Origin of the sequence: Ruminococcus flavefaciens (assembly GCF_900108555.1) — a bacterium.
Lineage (GTDB): Bacteria > Bacillota > Clostridia > Oscillospirales > Ruminococcaceae > Ruminococcus > Ruminococcus flavefaciens_P.
In genome coordinates, this window is the sequence record NZ_FNWV01000017.1 from 25837 (window position 1) to 42062 (window position 16226).

Genomic DNA, 16226 nt, shown 5'->3' on the forward strand with positions numbered 1-16226 from the left:
ATTATTCCTCAACAGGTGTGCCCTTTTCGTTAAGGAGATCGAAGATCTCGCCTACCTTGCTGATAGAAGCAACCAGTGAAAGAGGTACATTGAGCTTGAATGTCTCTGTTATCTCTGAGCCCAGACCGAAAAGTCCAAGTGAATCGAGATAGAGGTCATCATAAACGTCAGTATCTCTTGTTATCTCAGAAGCGTCAACTCCCACATAATCGGAGATAGCCTGTGTGAAGTCTTCAAATTTAAGATTATTCATTATTTATACTCCTTTTTTCTAAGGTATTTGAACTGTATCTTGCCGATATCCTTTGGTATTTCCTCAACGAGAACTACCTTATCAGGTACCTTGTAAGCTGAGAGCTTGCCGTCGAAGTAACGAGCCAGCTCACCGCGTGTTACCTTTTCTTCGCCCTTTGGCTGGATATATGCAACGATCTGCTGACCGATAACAGGATGCGGCTCATCTGTAACAGCTGCGGCTGCTATCTTTGGATGAGTAAGGAGACAAGCCTCAACTTCCTCAGCGTGAACAAGGTTTCCGCCGCGCTTGATGATACGCTTGCTTCTTCCTGCGAAACGAACTATACCTCCGGGGAGCTTGTTTACAAGGTCGCCTGTGCAGAACCAGCGTCTGCCCTGCTCGTCTGTGAGTATCTTCTCAGCGGAGAGCTCGGGATTGCCGAAGTATTCAGTGATAACGCCGTCTGTATATACGCACAGCTCGCCTGTTTCACCCTCGGGTACTTCATTCTTGTTCTCGTCGATAACACGTACATCTGTGAAGCTGAGCTTCTTGAAGTCGCTTGGGTCTGTACCGTTGTCGATAGCGGAATCCCATACTACCATTGTGCAGGTCTCGGAAGAACCGATAACGTTTACTACACGGATACCCAGCTTCTCAACGAAGATATCAGCTATCTCCTTGGGGAGAACTTCTCCTGCCCAGTAGCTTATACGAACGCTTGAAAGGTCGTACTTGTCAAAATCAGGTGTGGAAAGGAGCACCTTTGCCAGTGTAGATGTGAGCTGGATAACGCTTATCTTGTACTTCTCTATAGTTTCAAGGAATGTTACAGGGTTGAACTGGGGCTGATACATAACTGTACCGCCCTTGAGAACCATCTGCTGTCCCATGCCGAAGCCGCCCTGATGATAGAGGGTCATGCCCAGCATCATTACGTCGTCAGCCCTGAATCCAAGGTAGTCGCCCATATCCTTCTGTGTGGAAAGGAATCCGCCCGAAGGTACTGAGAGCAGCTTAGGGATACCTGTGCTGCCTGATGTGCAGGCAAGTGACAGTGTGTGGAGATATGCAGGTTCGTATATATCGCACTCGCTGCTGCCGTACTCTGCCATGAACTTTTCAGCAGATGTGTAGCAGGAGTCAGCAGGTATAACGCTGTTGTCCGCAAAGCATATAACCTTGTCGAGTGTTATCTGTGAAGGCACAAGAGCATTAACAGCTGCGATGATATTGTTGTTTCTGTACTTCTCTGTTACGAACATTACCTTTGAGGTTGTAGCAGGGATAAGCTTTGAGAGCTCCAGTGAGCCGCTCTGAGGATCCATAGGAACAGGCTGTGCGCCTATTCTTACAGCTGACCAGTAAACGATGAACCACTCGATGCTGTTAGGCATACAGATGCCCACCTTGTCGTCCTCACCGATACCTATCTTCTTCATTGCAGAGCCGAGCACTGCTGTCTTTTCCATAAACTGAGCGTATGTAAGCTCGTTCTCATCTATTCTCAGGAGCACCTTATCAGGTGTTTCCTTAGCGTATTTTTCGTAGTAATCGAAAAATTTTTCTGACATTTTTATTTTCCCCCATTAAGTCTTTCTGCGATGAAGTCTGCTGCAATATGCTTTACCCAGTGATACTGCTCGCCAACAGGCATTGCGTGCATGATAGTTTCCTCGGAAACGTAAGCAGGCTTGTCCTCGATGTGTATGCTCTCCTTATAGCCCTGAGCCTTGTCAAGAAGCTTCTGTGAAGCCTCGGGAGTCATCCAGTTGTCATCGCTGCTGTATACCATAAGAAAGTCAGCCTTGTGTGTACCCTCTTCGAGAGTTTTCATACCCTCAAGGTAATCGTCAGAGTACTGATATGAGCTCCACTTGCCGCGTTTCATCCATACAGGGATACTGCCCTGATCTGCGAAGTTCATAAGGAGAGGGAACAGACTTACGCAAGCCTTTACCTTCTTATTCTTTACTGTTGCGCGGAAAGCGTATCCGCCGCCCATGCAGAGTCCGAAGTTTGCGATATTGTTTTCATCGAGCTTGGGTGAATTCTTTATAAAGTCGTATATTCCTTTGAATGCAGCCTCTATCTGTTTGCCGCCGCATTTGATATTGTTGTGGATAATTGCTGCACCTGCACCGGGCATATCAGGTGTGATGACTGCGATACCTCTTTCGTTGAGGGGAGCAGCCAGCATTTCAAGCTCTTCCTTGCAGCTTCCGATACCTGAGTATGTGATAACTACAGGATAGCCTGTTTTTCTGCCCGAGTCAGGGTAGTGTATGTAAGCAGGTATTTTGCCGTATTTAGTATCTATTTCAATATATTCAACTTTGTTTTTGCAGAGCTTGATATAGTGTTTGTAGCTTTCTTCGAGACCTTTATATATTTCAGTCTTGTGTTCTACATCTTCAATGTTTACCATAAAGCAAGCGTAGTGGCACTGTGTTATCATCTTTGCATATTCCCTTGCAGAGATCTTGTTGCCTGCTGCCTCTGCTTTGTCGCGGAGCTCAGTATAGCGGTCTATCTTTGCGTGCCATTCATCAAGCCATACACCCTGTATCTGTTTGCCGCTCTTGACCTTGATATTATCTATCTTCTTGAGTATGAACTCAAGGTCAAAGGGATCAGCTCCGTAGAGGAGCGAACGTGTAGCTACGGGGTTAAGCAAATCTCTTATTGCCCATTTCATATTTATCTTGTCCTTTCATATAAGGTCAGCCTGTGTAACGCCATGCGCCTTCCCTTGTCATTTCCGTGAACTGCATATAGATACGGTACGGATCAACATGGGTGTGCTTTTGTATAAGAGCGAGCATCCTGTCAGCAAGCTCTTTCAGAAATTCTGATTTGCAGTCTGCACATTCCTGTGGGAGTATGTAACGAAACTCTGCAAAGAATACAGTATCCTCGCTCTTGTTCATATACATTGAACAGTCATCGAGCATTACCATTATAGCAGGCAGAGGCTTTCTGAGAATTACGGAAAGCTCTGATGCAGCTTCGTCAAGAAAGTCTGTACGTGCAGCGTCTGAACCAAACTTGAAGTTAGTTTTCATCTGTGCGATAGGCATATCCTTTTATCCTTTCATTCTTTCCGATCTTTGAATTTTAATACCCTTTATATTTAATTTAGATCATTTTCGACAGTGTAAAATAGGGAAGAAAAATACTGTTTAATACAGCCGTTAGCCATTAGGCATTAGCCGTTAGCCGAAGGCGACACATTTGCTAATAGCTGACGGCTAAGAGCTAAAGGCTTAGTTTCGCGATAAGTGAGAATGATGATAATACTTCCCTAATTCGATAATTAGTAGTGTTAGTTGTACTTTTTGAATACAAGAGTTGCATTGTGTCCGCCGAAGCCGAAGGAGTTTGAGATAGCAACATCTACCTTGTGTTCCTGTGGCTTGTTTGGAACATAATTGAGGTCAAGCTCGGGATCCGGTTCATCATAGTGAAGTGTGGGAGGTACTATACCTGTTTCCATAGCCTTTATGCAGGCAATTGCTTCAAGTGCGCCGCCTGCGCCGAGAGTATGACCGATAGAAGCCTTAACAGATGATACAGGGATATCGTAAGCTCTTTCTCCGAATACTTCCTTTATAGCCTTTGTTTCATAAAGGTCATTGAGACCTGTGGAAGTTCCGTGTGCGTTTATGTAGTCAACAGCGTCAGGTGAGATGCCTGCATTGTCAAGAGCGAGTCTCATAGACTCTGCCATGCCTACGCCGTCTGTTTTTGGAGCTGTAAGGTTGTAAGCTTCACCGCACATAGCTGCGCCTGCAAGCTCACAGTAAATCTTAGCTCCGCGAGCTTTTGCGCTTTCCTCGGATTCAAGGATAACAGTTCCGCCGCCCTCGCCCATGATGAAGCCGTCACGGTTCTTTGTGAACGGACGTGCAGCTGTGGCAGGGTCAGGGTTTACGGACATAGCAAGGAGCTGATTGAATCCGCTTATAACGAGATGTGTAACTGTATTTGAGATGCCGCCTGCAACTACCATATCGCAGAGTCCCGATTCGATGAACTGCTTTCCGAGAGCCATAGCGTATGCTGATGAAGCGCAGGCTGTGCTCACGTTGAATGAAGGGCCTGTGAAGCCGTATTTGATGGAAACAAGAGCAGGAAGCTCGTTAGGCATCTTCTTGAGAGTTATGTTGAGGGGCTTGTCGAGCTCGTAATCCTCGAAGGAGTTGTCGATAACACCGTAGATAACGCCGACTTTTTTGCCGTTGTAGGTGGTGATATCAACTCCGCAGTCAGCGATAGCCTCGCCTGCGGAAGCAAGTCCCATTCTTGTGGTAGTAGTGGTTGCATTGAGCTGACGCTTTTTCCAGTATTTGCCTGCTTCAGCCTCAAATGCTTCATCTACCTCGGCAGCAACTGTGGTATCGTGCTTGTCGAGGGGGATACGTGTGATAGTTTTCATGCCGCATTTGCCTGAGATCAGACCATTCCAGTAATCTGCGGCAGTATAGCCTATTGATGTAACGGCACCAATGCCTGTAATAACAACTTTTTTCATAAAATCTTACCTCATATCAGATGTCGTGTGGGTTTATGCCAATGTTTTCAGCCATACATCCTTGCTCTGATGTATGTACGAGCCGAAGCCCGTTTTGCTGTGCAGTTCATCAAGAGCTGCAAATAATGATTTGATACCGTACTTTTCAAGATAAGCAGCAGGAGCCTCAGCGATACCGAGGGTATCCTGTACAGCTTCAAGAAGTACGTTTTTGTCGCCGCTGTATTCACAGGCGGCATTGACTGTCTCGTTAAGTATAAGAGCAGCCATATAAAGCGGAGCTTTTTCGCATGAGTTTCCGCTGTCGGTCTCATGCTCCTTCATAAAGTCGAGGAAACACATAGTTTCCTTTGGGCAGCCTTCATTCAGCCAGCCGTTCATTTTTTCGCAGCCGTATCCGAGAAGCCCCTTGTTTCGCTCGATACGGAAGTTATCGGGACTTCCTGCCATGAGTCCGAGACCTACACTGTCAAGCACCTCGAAAGGCGGTGCGACGGGGAACATTTCTGCCAGTCCCTTGTTGAGCTCGGCTGCTGTGACGTTCAGGCTCTCGCGGAGATATATTGCGTGAGAGACCATGCAAGCAAGTATCTGATTGAGATAGATGTGATATTCACCTGAAAAGACGATAGGCTTTTTGCCTGCTGTCTTTACCAGCTCGGCAGCCTTGCTTATACAGCTGTCGGCGGTATCGGGGAGTATATTGAGTTCTACGAATCCTGTAAGCTTTACGGGATAGAAGAAGTGTAATCCGAAGCATCTTTCCTTATGAGGAACGTCCTCGAATACTGAGGCAAGGTCCAGAGAGGAAGTGTTTGAAAGCAGGAGACAGTCCTCTGAAACTGCCGCTGCTGCCTTTGCGAAGATATCCTTTTTGGCAGCCATGTTTTCAAATACAGCTTCTATTACTATATCGCAGCCGCTGAGAGCAGCTGTATCGTCTGTGAACAGGAATGAGTCCTTTTTGTATTCATACTGTTCTTCGGTTATCTTTTTGCGTTTAAGGCTCTTGCCCAGTGTTTTCAGAACTGCCGCTGTGTTTTCCTCGGCACCGAAAAGGTCGATGACAACGAACTGTGCATCGGTAAGCTTGTCAAAGAAAAGCGAGAAAATATCCTTTCCCATTTTTCCGTAGCCGATAATACCTATTTTCATGCTTATGCCTCCTTGCTGAGTAAGTAAGAGGTGATGTAAGCTTTGTAGTTATCGTGATCGAATTTTTCGTATTTTTCTGAGATGTATGCGATAAGAGCCATTGCCTCTGCCATACCCTGTTTCTTCTCTGCGAAGATATCTGCCCAGCCAAGCTGGAAGGCTTCTTCGGCAGGGATGAGCTCACCTGACATTACAAGACCATAGGCATTCTGTATACCGCATATTTCGATAGTTCTTGCAACTCCGCCCAGTGCAGGAAGTATGCCGAATGTGGATTCAGGCTGACCTATTCTTGCATTTTTTTCAATTATCCTGTAGTGGCTGTTGACAGCGATCTCACTGCCTGAACCGATACAGAAACCCGTTACCACACTAATGACGGGGAACGGGAGATTACGAAGAAATGTGAAGAAATGTTTTTGTCTGATATGACCCTCAGGAAGTACCCCTGTCGAGTCGTCGTAGATTTCATTTGCCGAGCGTTCTGACAGAGCATCTACATCAGCACCAACGCTGAAATGTCTGCCTGCTCCTTTGATAATTAGTCCTTTGTAATTGCCATTTGCAGCTTTTTCTTCGATTTCAGCCATAGCGGCTTCATACTCTCTGAAAAAGTCAGCTGTCATAAGATTATTGCCTGGCATATTCATTGAAAGAATGAGGACACCGTCCTGTTCTTCAAGTATCATGCCGTTGTTTTCATTCATTGGAGTTACCTCCGTTCTTGTCTGCCATAAGGCGGTAGAATGCTTTCGATTCGATCTCGAGCACCTTTTCCGCAGGAGCTGTACGCGATGCTGTGAAGCAGGCGTTTATCTCCTTTATCTGTTTTTCTGTCTTGTCCTTGAAAAGCTTTTCCACGTATTCATCGACCTCACTGCTTTTCAGTCTGAGATCGAATTCGTGAGCAAGCTGTTCATCTGTATCGTCGTCAAAAGCTGCTGCTGTGATAAAACCAGCGTTTTTGAGGAGCTCTCTTACAGCAGAGATCTCTTCCTCTGAATTGCCCACAACAGTGCTGATCTGAGGATAAACGATTACGAGACAAGCGTTGCTGAGCTGTTCAGCCGAACCAACAAGCTCATACAGTGATGAGATGTCAGTGACCTTAACAGCGTATCCGTTGTTATTTACTGTCATTATTTCCGCCCTCTATGCAAATTCTTAAAGCCTCGGGGATATCGCATATTATGCGTTCCTTGTTTACGTAAACGAGCTTGCCTGTGACCTTGCAAGACACAAGACCTGTAGTCTCGTTTATTATTTTGTGCTTGTAGCTGACTATGCCGCCTGTGCAGGTGACTTCCGTGTCTATCCTTACTTCGTCGAGCAGGTGAAGCTCGTGCATATATCTCTGGCTGCTTTCCATGATAACGGGGAAGAGACCTTCTTCCTCAAGCACACCGAGTATACCGCTGACGTGGTAGAAGTTCCACAGAGCAGTCTCTGCATACTGTAGGTATACAGCATTGTTTACATGGCCGAATGAGTCAAGCTCATAGCCCCTTACCGTAAGGTGGTACGAAGTTTTCTTCATTGCTTTGAAGCCTCCGCAAGAGCTGCTTCAAATTTGCCCTTGGACGGGTCTGTAACTCCATCTGAAGCGAGATTTATAGTATCTATTATAGCGTGTATCTGTGTGAGAGACTTTCCGTTGAGAAGCTCCTTGACGAAAGCTTTGGTTTCGTCGAATGAGTTCCTGTTCTCACTGAGCTTAGTAACGAGTCCCATATCAAGTGCTTCCTTTGCGCCGATCATTTCTCCGCAGAGTATCATCTGAAGAGCCTTTTCCTTGCCAAGGAGCCTGTAAAGTCTTTCCATGCCGCCCATTCCGGGGACTACACCATGCATGATCTCGGGGAGACCGAGGAAAGCCGATGGTGAAGCGATCCTGAACTGGCAGCTGAGGGCTATTTCAAGTCCGCCGCCGAAGCAGCCGCCGTTTATAGCAGCCGCAGTGATGATAGGGAGCTTTTCGATAGTACGAAGAAGCTCTCTTGCGTTTTCAAGTTTTGCCGACAATTCATTGCTGTCTGATGTACCGAAAAGGGAAACATCTGCACCGTGTGAGAAATGTCTTCCTTTTCCGGTTATAATAAGAGCCCCTACCTGTGGATTTTCGTCCAGCCAGCCGAGGAGCTTCTTACGGTCTGCGAATTCGGGCTCAGTCAGAAGATTTTTCGGCCCGTTGTCAATTGTAAGTACAGCAATATTATCTTCGGCATACAGCTCTGATAAATTTGTCCTTAACATTCAGACCTCTCACTGATTAACGATGTCGTTTCCGTACTGATAGATCTTGCAGAACATCTCTACAACATCGCTCATTGTGTTCATAGGAGCCTTGAGCATATACTTGCCGATGCTCTGGAGCTTGATGTCAAGGTCGTACTTGTCGGCAGTCATTTCGATAAGTTCAACGAACATAAGGGAATCGCTGCCAAGATCTTCCTGTGGATTTGTATCCATAGTGATCTCGTCTTTCTCTACTTCACATTCCTCTGCGTAGTAGTCGAAGATCATATCCTTGATCTCCTGTCTGATTTCTTCTGTGATCTCTCTCATTTTTTAAACCTCCAATAAATTTATTCCCCTTTTGCAAGGGATATGGAAAACTTACACATCTTCAAGAGTGTAAATCTTACATTTCCTGCTTACTCGTGAGAACTTGCTTACTGCGCCGTTCGCACTTACGTCAAAAAATTCAGTCACGCCCAGTTCCTCAAGCTTATTAAGTGCAAGATCCCAGCGTATGGGGGTATACACGTTCAGCTGATTTTCCGTCATGACCTGCTTGCCTGTAGTCATAACCTCTCTGTTAAATATGGAAAGGATAGGATATACAGGATCTTTATATTCTGTAGAAGCACAAAAATCAACGTACTCCTTAGAATATTTTTTCATTATCGGGTGGTGGTAGGCAACGCCCGTACCAAAGCTGAAAGCCTTGATAGCACCCTCGTTCTGGCAAAGAAGAAGTGCTTTTTCGACTGCATCTGCACGTCCGCTGACCATAACGTGGAACTTTGAATTTCCGCTTCCGATTATGATCTCATCGGGTGAGAATTTGTCTGCGAACATCTCTTCGATGTCGTTATAGGAGAAGCCGATGACGATACCCATATCGAGCTTTTCGTCGTGCTCCTCAAGACAGCGCATTGTAGCGCGGTTCATCATGATTATGTCGTGTGCGAATTCATGTGGCACAGCTCCGAAGCAGCTGCTTATGCTCACTATTCCCGAGCTGTATCCTGCGCCTATATCCGGTATTATGTCTTTGCTTATGTAGTATTCATAAACGACTCTGTCACATATGAGAGATATCAACCACTCTGCGACTCTTCCGTCGTAAGCTTTGTTTTTTTCGAGATCTTTGTTTAGTCCGAGCCTGGTGAATGCAGTTTCAAGGTAGAATTCGTACTTGTCCATGAGTTCAGGCGGCAGATTGACCAGAAGCTTTTCGGGTTTTGAACCGATGCCGTTGAACAGGAATGCTCTGTTGTACATTATTCATTCTCCTTATATATTATATCTACATCTTATCACCTATTTTGTGCGCTGTCAATAGATAAACTCTTAATTTTGCAATTTTTGAGCAAAACGTTAAAAATATCACAGTCTTTCAACCAAATTTTATAAATTAGTGTGATTATACGTTTTGTTATACATATTTAAACAAAATAACCAAATATCGTCGTAAACCCTTTAAGGGGAGTATTTAACGCTATATAAAGCCGCAAGCCTGATCGGTGATAGACGGCGTATCATTTTGGCTGAGCCAAAAATGAATAGCTTTTTAGACAAAATGTTGAGCCAATGTGTGAAATCGGTGTATAAAGTATACATAGTAAAACGTGCAAAATAACACTTTTATGCACTCATGTTGACCGCAATTTTTGAAAAAAGCAGAGTATGCTTATTTCATTTTACGGCAATAGTAAATACAGGTTATATGCTTAGAAAAATAAAAAGCCTTTTCCGATCACGGAAAAGGCTTTGCTGTTGTCAGTCTGTGTTTTTTTCGGGAGCTTTTATGAGCTTTGCTTTGAAAAGAGCAGTTCCGACTGCACCTGTGATGAGAGTACAAACTATCATTTCAACAAGGGCATTCACACCTACGAAGCTTATGATGAAAGGAATTACGCTTTTGCCCTTCATGAGTCCCTGAACGTAATCTGTGTTTCCGAAGAGGAACACCAGTGAAAGCATGAAAAATGCTGTGTTCATAAGAGCTGTAAAGAAACCTGTAACGAAACATGAGATGCGTACATCTGTGAGTTTTGAAAGAAGCTGGAAAATAAGTCCTGCAAGGAAACCGTCGAGCAGACGCGGTACAAAACGCTGAATGAAAGCAAAAACAGGATTGATGTCAACAAGTATAGCTCCCATGCCGCTCAGTATTCCGATGCCGAAGCACTGTAAAAAGCTGAATATACCGAAAACGCCGCCGATTATCGCGCCGCCTATCGGTCCCATGGTGATAGCCGCGATAGCGATAGGGATTATGTTGAGCGTGATTACCAGCGGACCTACAGGGATAGAGCCGATCGGCGTGAACGAGAATACTGCTATGATCGCAGTCAGCAAACCGAGCAATACAATGGTCTTGGCATTGAACTTGAAACTTTTCATTTAAAATTTTCCTCCTTGTTACTACTCCCCCGTAAGGGATATAATACAATGCATATAATACATATATGATATCACATTTTGTAAAGTTTGTAAAGGGCTCAATCTACAGAAAAAGGTTAACAGCTTGTTCAAAAATAGTACATATGTTACAAATATAACCTTTTGTAACGCTGGTTTTATAATTGAACTAATAAAATAAAATACTCTAAGTACAATCTGTAGAGCGGATTTGTGAAAAAACTTTGACCGAAGGTCAACTGTTGTCACAAATGCAGTTGACTCAAAATGACGGTATTTTGGTAAACTTGCTATCAAAAAGTAAAAAGAAACGTTGATGAGGAACAAAGTGCACAAATATTCTAAAAATATTTATGAAATTTAGTTAGTGTTAAAATATTGCAATTAGTATATCGTTATGATATAATATAAGTGCAAAATTCTGTAATCCTATCAAAATGCGGACAAGCAAAAGGGTACTTTACGGGGAATTGTAAAAAACATAAAGAAAGGATTGGTTATGACCATGAAAAAATCTTTGGGGAAAAGATTTTTAAGTGGCGTTACATCAGGAATTCTGGCGGTCACCTATGCCCTTCCGTCAAACATTCCGTCGGCTTCTGCCGGAGATGAAACGCTGAACCCGAAGTATGGCAAAGAATATGCCGTTGAAGATATTCTCAGCGAATATGCATACTTTGTCAAGGATGATGCCAATATCGGCAATCATACGGTCGGTTCGATCGCTGTAGGCGGTACCGGAGTAATAGATCACTTCGGTGAAGGTGCTGTATCACCATCGTTTATAGGCAATATCGAAAAGACAGGAAACTATCAGAGTGAAGCCCCGTTCCTTTATGGCGAAGACATAAGAGAACGCTATAAGGGACAGCCGGTTTACTACCACCAGCACAGTGGAGAGCTTTCGTATCTTGATTCCGAAGACTCAAAGTTCAAGAAGATAGATAACGACTTCATTGATTTCGGCGAGGCATTCGCCAAGATATCCGAGTGGTCGGAGGCTAAGAAAACTGCTTCCGATGCATACAAGTTAACGGAAAGCGATATTGAGGAAAGAGAGCTTTGGTTCGGCAATAACATCAAAGTCATCTCAATTGATTTCGACACTATGCCCTCAAATATCGTTATCCCTAAGGAGATCTTTGAATCAGCAAACCTTATAAGCCTTAAAGGCAATATCGAGAAGATCGCAACAGGCGGATACACTATCACACTTGAGGACGTAGAAAAGGCAAATCTTGCTTTCGACGGAAACGGTGAGGGCGGATTTAAGCTTGTTGAGTTCGCAGGTGTTGAGGCAGGAAAAAATACAACTGCTTTCCATGCACTCGGTGACAGTGAGACCACTCAGAACGGTCAGATAAACCTTGATGCAGGAATGAATTTGGTATGGAATTTCCCTGATTCAACAGAAGTAAACTTCAAATTCGGCGGCGGTCATATCGTTGCACCGAATGCTTCATACAGCAACGACGGCGGTAACAATGAGGGAAGCATAATAGCTAAGAGCATTGAGCACACAAAGGCTGAAGCTCATTTCTATCCATACTACTCATTCTCAAAGGAAAGACCTGTGAAAAAGAAGGTATCAGATGTTACCTTCTCAAAGGTCAAGGATACTACCGAGATCGCAGAGACAACTTCTGACGGCTACAGCGTAAAGAACGCAGGCGAAAAGATCAGCGGTGCGCATATGGTTCTCACACTTGATGCTCCCGAGCAGGAGGGTGAGACACTCAGCGGCGTAACATCAAATCTTGACAGCAAGAGCGTTGAAGAGGGCAAGCCCGTTATCAGCGGTTCTGTTATCAAGTGGACAACAGTTGATACCGATCTTACTTTAAAGGGACTCCCTGACGGCAAGTATATCCTCAGCGAGGAAAATGCTCCAGAGGGATGTCAGCCAATAAAGTCTACAGTTATCACTGTAAGCGACGGCAAGGTAACTTCCGATAATACAACAGGAGTTATCGCAAAGGATAAGTCAGGCTCTGAAACAGCTTCAATAACAGCTGTTGATGAAGTTTATACAGCATTTATCCGTAAGGCAAGAACTGTTTCCGGCAGCGTAGATTCACCTGTTTCGGGAGCTCTTCTCAGACTCACGGGTGTTGATGAATACGATCAGCCGATAGATATGTCTGCTGTAACTGCAAAGGACGTACAGTACTTTACAGATAACGGACACGGTATACAGCTCGAAAGTGTTGATTCACAGCTCGCTGCATACAAGCTTTCTTCAAACGCAATAGAGAATACCGCATCAGACAAGAAGGCTGCATACGAATTCACTACAACAGGTTCTAATGTAGCATTCACAGGTCTCCCTGCCGGTACTTATACTATCGAAGAGCTTTCAGCTCCTACAGGTTATCTTTCAGCTTCTTCAAAGACTTTCGTTATCTCAAAGGATACAAACGGAAGACTTGCAATGACAAGCGGCAAGGATACAGGAGCTTCACAGGACACTGTAACACTTTACGATAATATCCAGACTATTAAAATAAGTAAGGCTGATATCGGCGGCAACATAGTTGAAGGTGCTGAGTTCGAGCTTTCGAGAACAGATAATAGTTCTCTCGGAAACGTTTCTATCGCACTTGATGAAGATGAAGCTTATGACATAATAGGTGAAGTTAGTGAAGCAGCCGATTCAGACGGCGATGATTACAATGACAAGGGCGTTGAGATACAGCTCAACGGTACACAGTCATTCACAGTCCGCGGAAAGACAATGAATCATATACGTATTAACGGCAAGGCTGTTAATACAGGCAGCAAGCAGAACACATATTTATATGAGGGCAGTGCAACAGATCAGCTTATCATAACAGGTATGTACGAAGGCGATTATACCGTTAAGCTTGACGATGGAACAGAGTGTATTATCCACTGCTCAAAGGGCAACAAAAAAATCGATAACTATGGAGTATTGTTAAAGCCAAAGAGCTCTGACAATAAGGAAGATCTCAAGGACAGCACAGCTATCCTTTCCACTGACAATAAGACCATTTCCTTCAAGGGCGGCACTGTTAATATTGCCAGCCTTGACGACGGCGAGTACGTCCTCAAGGAAACAGCAGCACCCAATGGTTTTGCCAAGGTCGAGTCAGAATTCACTTTCGAGATCAAAAACGGCGAAGTAACATTAAAGAGTGCAGACACAACTGGTTTTGCTGTTAAGAACGGCGATGAGATCGTTATCACAGACAGCATCTCCGAAATAAGCATATACAAATACTACGATTCAGTAGGAAATACAACACCTGACGCAGCAGGCAAGGGTGCTGATATGAAGCTTACATTCGTAAAGGCTTCTGATAAGGCAGTACAGGATATCGTCGGCGCAAAGAACATCAAGGTCGGCGAGTCTGCAAAGTGGAATTCAAAGCGTGAAAATCCAAAGGTATTCGTTGGTCTTATGGACGGTGAGTACCTCCTCGAAGAAGAGAAAGCTCCTGAGGGTTATGAGGCTGCTGAGCCTAAGACAATAATCATCAAGGACGGTATCATCGCAGGCGACGGTACAAGCGAGTATCTCCTCAACACAAAGAAGGGTACTATCACACTTGATAAGAAGGCACTTGGCGGCGATTATATTGCTGAGGGTGAAGTTGAGTTCACTATCAAGGCATCAGGCAGTGGTGCAACACTCAAGGGTGTAAGCATCAACGGCGGTGAAGAGCTGGGCGATGTCAAGGAGTACAAGTTCAGCGGTCTTACATCTACATTCACAGGACTTAAAGACGGCGAATATATCCTCGTTGAGGATACAGCTCCCGCAGGCTACTCTGTAGTATCAGAGTTCAAGTTCACTGTAAAGGGCGGAAATGTTGAAAGCGTAGAGAGTACCACAAACGGCAGATCCTACAAGGACGAAAAGGGCAACATCGTAGTTGAAGATGCTCCTATCGTAAAGCTCAGCAAGGAAGCTCTCGGTGCAAAGCCTATCCCTGAGAGTGCAGGCAAGGCAGAGTTCACACTTATCGCAAACGATGAGGGTGCAAGCCTCAAGGGCGTTAAGATAAACGGCACTGAGGTAACAGAGGATACAAACGAGACAAAGTTCAAGGGCAACGCAGTTGACTTTGAATATCTTGCAGCAGGCAGCTATACTCTCGTAGAGGATACAGCTCCTACAGGCTACTCAGTAGTAACAAAGTTCAATTTCACAGTTGATGAAAAGGGTAAGGTATCAAAGGTAGATACAACTACAAACGGAAAGTCGTACATCGGCGAAAACGGTGAGATAATTGTTGAAGATGCTCCTATCATCAAGATAGACAAGAAGGAAGTAGGCGGCGAGCCTATCCCCGAGGAATCAGGCAAGGCTAAGTTCAAGCTTACAGCTGAGGGAGATCAGACTCTCGAAGGCGTAAAGGTAGACGGCGGCGAAGCACTCGGCAAGGACGTTAAGGAAGTAGAGTTCGACGGAAACGTTGCTGAGCTTGAATATCTCCCTGACGGAAAGTACAGCCTTGAAGAGACAGCAGCTCCTGACGGCTACACAACAATCACAACATTCACATTTGAAATAGAAGACGGTGTTGTAAAGAACACATCTGTAGTAACAGACGGTGACAAGAAGGTATCAGATGACGGAAAGACAATTGAAGTATTTGATACAAAGTCTACTATTAAAATAGACAAGCAGGCACTTGGCGGAACTCCTATCCCCGAGAGTGCAGGCAAGGCTAAGTTTACACTTATCGAAAACGATGAGGGTGCAAGCCTCAAGGGCGTTAAGGTAAACGGCAAGGCTGTTGAAGAAGCTGCAGCTTCTGTAGAATTTGACGGCAATGCAGCAGAATTTGAATTCCTCAAGGACGGTCAGTATACTCTCAGAGAGGATACAGCTCCTACAGGATATTCAGTAATAACTGATTTCACATTCACAGTTGAGAATGGTATCGTTACAAAGAGCGATGCAGTTACAACAGGCAGAACTACAGTTTCTCCTGACGGTAAGAAGATCGTAGTCGAGGACGCTCCTATCATCAAGATAGACAAGAAGGAAGTAGGCGGCGAGCCAATTCCCGAGAGCGCAGGCAAGGCTAAGTTCAAGCTTACAGCCGAGGGTGAGCAGACTCTCGAAGGCGTAAAGGTCGACGGCGGTGAAGCTATCGGCAAGGGCGTTAAGGAAGTAGAGTTCGACGGCAATGCAGCTGAGCTCGAATATCTCCCGAACGGTACATACAGTCTCGAAGAGACCGCAGCTCCTGACGGCTACACAACGATCACAACATTTACATTTGACATCGTTGACGGTAAAGTTACAAATGTAAAGGTAAAAACTGACGGCGATGCAAAGGTATCTGAGGACGGAACAGTTATCGAAGTATTCGATACAAAGTCAACAATAACAATTGATAAGAAGGCTCTGGGCGGAGAAGAAATTCCGGCAGAGGCAGGCGGTGCAACATTTGTACTCACAGCAGAGGACGAGGGCAAGACACTCAAGGGTGTAACTATCAATGACGGTAAGGCACTTGGCGAAGTCAAGTCAACAGAGTTCACAGGCAACGGTACAAAGTTCACTGGACTCAAGGACGGCAAGTACAGCCTTGAAGAAACAGCAGCACCAACTGGCTATGCAACAGTAACAAAGTTCACATTCGATATCGAAAACGGTATCGTAAAGAACGTTGA

14 protein-coding genes are annotated in these 16226 nt (G+C 44.8%); 1 reads left to right on the forward strand and 13 read right to left on the reverse strand.

The window, feature by feature from the left end:
- Position 1: 1 nt before the first annotated feature.
- From BLW60_RS15130 to BLW60_RS15190, 13 genes are all read right to left on the reverse strand, one after another.
- Positions 2-253: an acyl carrier protein gene (locus tag BLW60_RS15130; RefSeq protein WP_074718873.1), complete on the reverse strand. Its 252-nt coding sequence runs from the start codon at positions 251-253 to the stop codon at positions 2-4.
- The gene (locus BLW60_RS15135) at positions 253-1812 is read right to left on the reverse strand and encodes a class I adenylate-forming enzyme family protein (RefSeq protein ID WP_074718875.1); all 1560 of its coding nucleotides are present in this window, start codon (positions 1810-1812) and stop codon (positions 253-255) included. Before BLW60_RS15135 ends, BLW60_RS15130 begins: the two co-directional genes overlap by 1 nt.
- Positions 1813-1814: 2 nt before the next feature.
- Positions 1815-2936, reverse strand: coding sequence for an alpha/beta hydrolase (locus BLW60_RS15140; RefSeq protein ID WP_074718877.1), 1122 nt, complete (start codon positions 2934-2936; stop codon positions 1815-1817).
- A 25-nt stretch (positions 2937-2961) separates the two neighbouring features.
- On the reverse strand, positions 2962-3318 hold the full coding sequence (locus BLW60_RS15145; RefSeq protein WP_074718879.1) for a tautomerase family protein: 357 nt from the start codon (positions 3316-3318) through the stop codon (positions 2962-2964).
- 245 nt (positions 3319-3563) lie between these two features.
- Entirely contained in the window at positions 3564-4772 is a 1209-nt protein-coding gene (locus tag BLW60_RS15150) for a beta-ketoacyl-[acyl-carrier-protein] synthase family protein (protein ID WP_074718881.1), read from the reverse strand.
- A 33-nt stretch (positions 4773-4805) separates the two neighbouring features.
- Positions 4806-5927: a 3-hydroxyacyl-CoA dehydrogenase family protein gene (locus BLW60_RS15155; RefSeq protein ID WP_074718883.1), complete on the reverse strand. Its 1122-nt coding sequence runs from the start codon at positions 5925-5927 to the stop codon at positions 4806-4808.
- Between the two features lie 2 nt (positions 5928-5929).
- Positions 5930-6634, reverse strand: coding sequence for an enoyl-CoA hydratase/isomerase family protein (locus BLW60_RS15160; protein WP_074718885.1), 705 nt, complete (start codon positions 6632-6634; stop codon positions 5930-5932).
- Complete coding sequence (locus BLW60_RS15165; protein WP_074718887.1) at positions 6627-7067, reverse strand: hypothetical protein; 441 nt, start codon at positions 7065-7067, stop codon at positions 6627-6629. Before BLW60_RS15165 ends, BLW60_RS15160 begins: the two co-directional genes overlap by 8 nt.
- Positions 7054-7464 carry an acyl-CoA thioesterase gene (locus tag BLW60_RS15170; protein WP_074718889.1) on the reverse strand — a complete coding sequence of 137 codons (411 nt, stop codon included), beginning with the start codon at positions 7462-7464 and terminating at the stop codon, positions 7054-7056. Before BLW60_RS15170 ends, BLW60_RS15165 begins: the two co-directional genes overlap by 14 nt.
- Complete coding sequence (locus BLW60_RS15175; RefSeq protein ID WP_074718891.1) at positions 7461-8180, reverse strand: enoyl-CoA hydratase/isomerase family protein; 720 nt, start codon at positions 8178-8180, stop codon at positions 7461-7463. The genes BLW60_RS15170 and BLW60_RS15175 overlap by 4 nt, the downstream gene beginning before the upstream one ends.
- 9 nt (positions 8181-8189) lie before the next feature.
- Positions 8190-8492 (reverse strand): acyl carrier protein, encoded by a 303-nt coding sequence (locus BLW60_RS15180; protein ID WP_074718893.1) that lies wholly within the window; start codon positions 8490-8492, stop codon positions 8190-8192.
- A gap of 51 nt (positions 8493-8543) precedes the next feature.
- On the reverse strand, positions 8544-9434 hold the full coding sequence (locus BLW60_RS15185) for an ACP S-malonyltransferase (RefSeq protein ID WP_074718895.1): 891 nt from the start codon (positions 9432-9434) through the stop codon (positions 8544-8546).
- Positions 9435-9932: 498 nt separating this feature from the next.
- On the reverse strand, positions 9933-10559 hold the full coding sequence (locus BLW60_RS15190; protein WP_074718897.1) for an ECF transporter S component: 627 nt from the start codon (positions 10557-10559) through the stop codon (positions 9933-9935).
- 523 nt (positions 10560-11082) lie between these two features.
- Here BLW60_RS15190 and BLW60_RS15195 point away from each other — a divergent pair.
- Positions 11083-16226 (forward strand): SpaA isopeptide-forming pilin-related protein (locus BLW60_RS15195; RefSeq protein WP_175460957.1); only part of this gene is annotated, 5144 nt, incomplete at its 3' end.

Bases quoted from the DNA above. Each gene is read 5' to 3' on its own strand.
- BLW60_RS15130 (WP_074718873.1), bottom strand. From the start codon at position 253: ATGAATAATCTTAAATTTGAAGACTTCACACAGGCTATCTCCGATTAT.
- BLW60_RS15135 (WP_074718875.1), bottom strand. From the start codon at position 1,812: ATGTCAGAAAAATTTTTCGATTACTACGAAAAATACGCTAAGGAAACA.
- BLW60_RS15140 (WP_074718877.1), bottom strand. From the start codon at position 2,936: ATGAAATGGGCAATAAGAGATTTGCTTAACCCCGTAGCTACACGTTCG.
- BLW60_RS15145 (WP_074718879.1), bottom strand. From the start codon at position 3,318: ATGCCTATCGCACAGATGAAAACTAACTTCAAGTTTGGTTCAGACGCT.
- BLW60_RS15150 (WP_074718881.1), bottom strand. From the start codon at position 4,772: ATGAAAAAAGTTGTTATTACAGGCATTGGTGCCGTTACATCAATAGGC.
- BLW60_RS15155 (WP_074718883.1), bottom strand. From the start codon at position 5,927: ATGAAAATAGGTATTATCGGCTACGGAAAAATGGGAAAGGATATTTTC.
- BLW60_RS15160 (WP_074718885.1), bottom strand. From the start codon at position 6,634: ATGAATGAAAACAACGGCATGATACTTGAAGAACAGGACGGTGTCCTC.
- BLW60_RS15165 (WP_074718887.1), bottom strand. From the start codon at position 7,067: ATGACAGTAAATAACAACGGATACGCTGTTAAGGTCACTGACATCTCA.
- BLW60_RS15170 (WP_074718889.1), bottom strand. From the start codon at position 7,464: ATGAAGAAAACTTCGTACCACCTTACGGTAAGGGGCTATGAGCTTGAC.
- BLW60_RS15175 (WP_074718891.1), bottom strand. From the start codon at position 8,180: ATGTTAAGGACAAATTTATCAGAGCTGTATGCCGAAGATAATATTGCT.
- BLW60_RS15180 (WP_074718893.1), bottom strand. From the start codon at position 8,492: ATGAGAGAGATCACAGAAGAAATCAGACAGGAGATCAAGGATATGATC.
- BLW60_RS15185 (WP_074718895.1), bottom strand. From the start codon at position 9,434: ATGTACAACAGAGCATTCCTGTTCAACGGCATCGGTTCAAAACCCGAA.
- BLW60_RS15190 (WP_074718897.1), bottom strand. From the start codon at position 10,559: ATGAAAAGTTTCAAGTTCAATGCCAAGACCATTGTATTGCTCGGTTTG.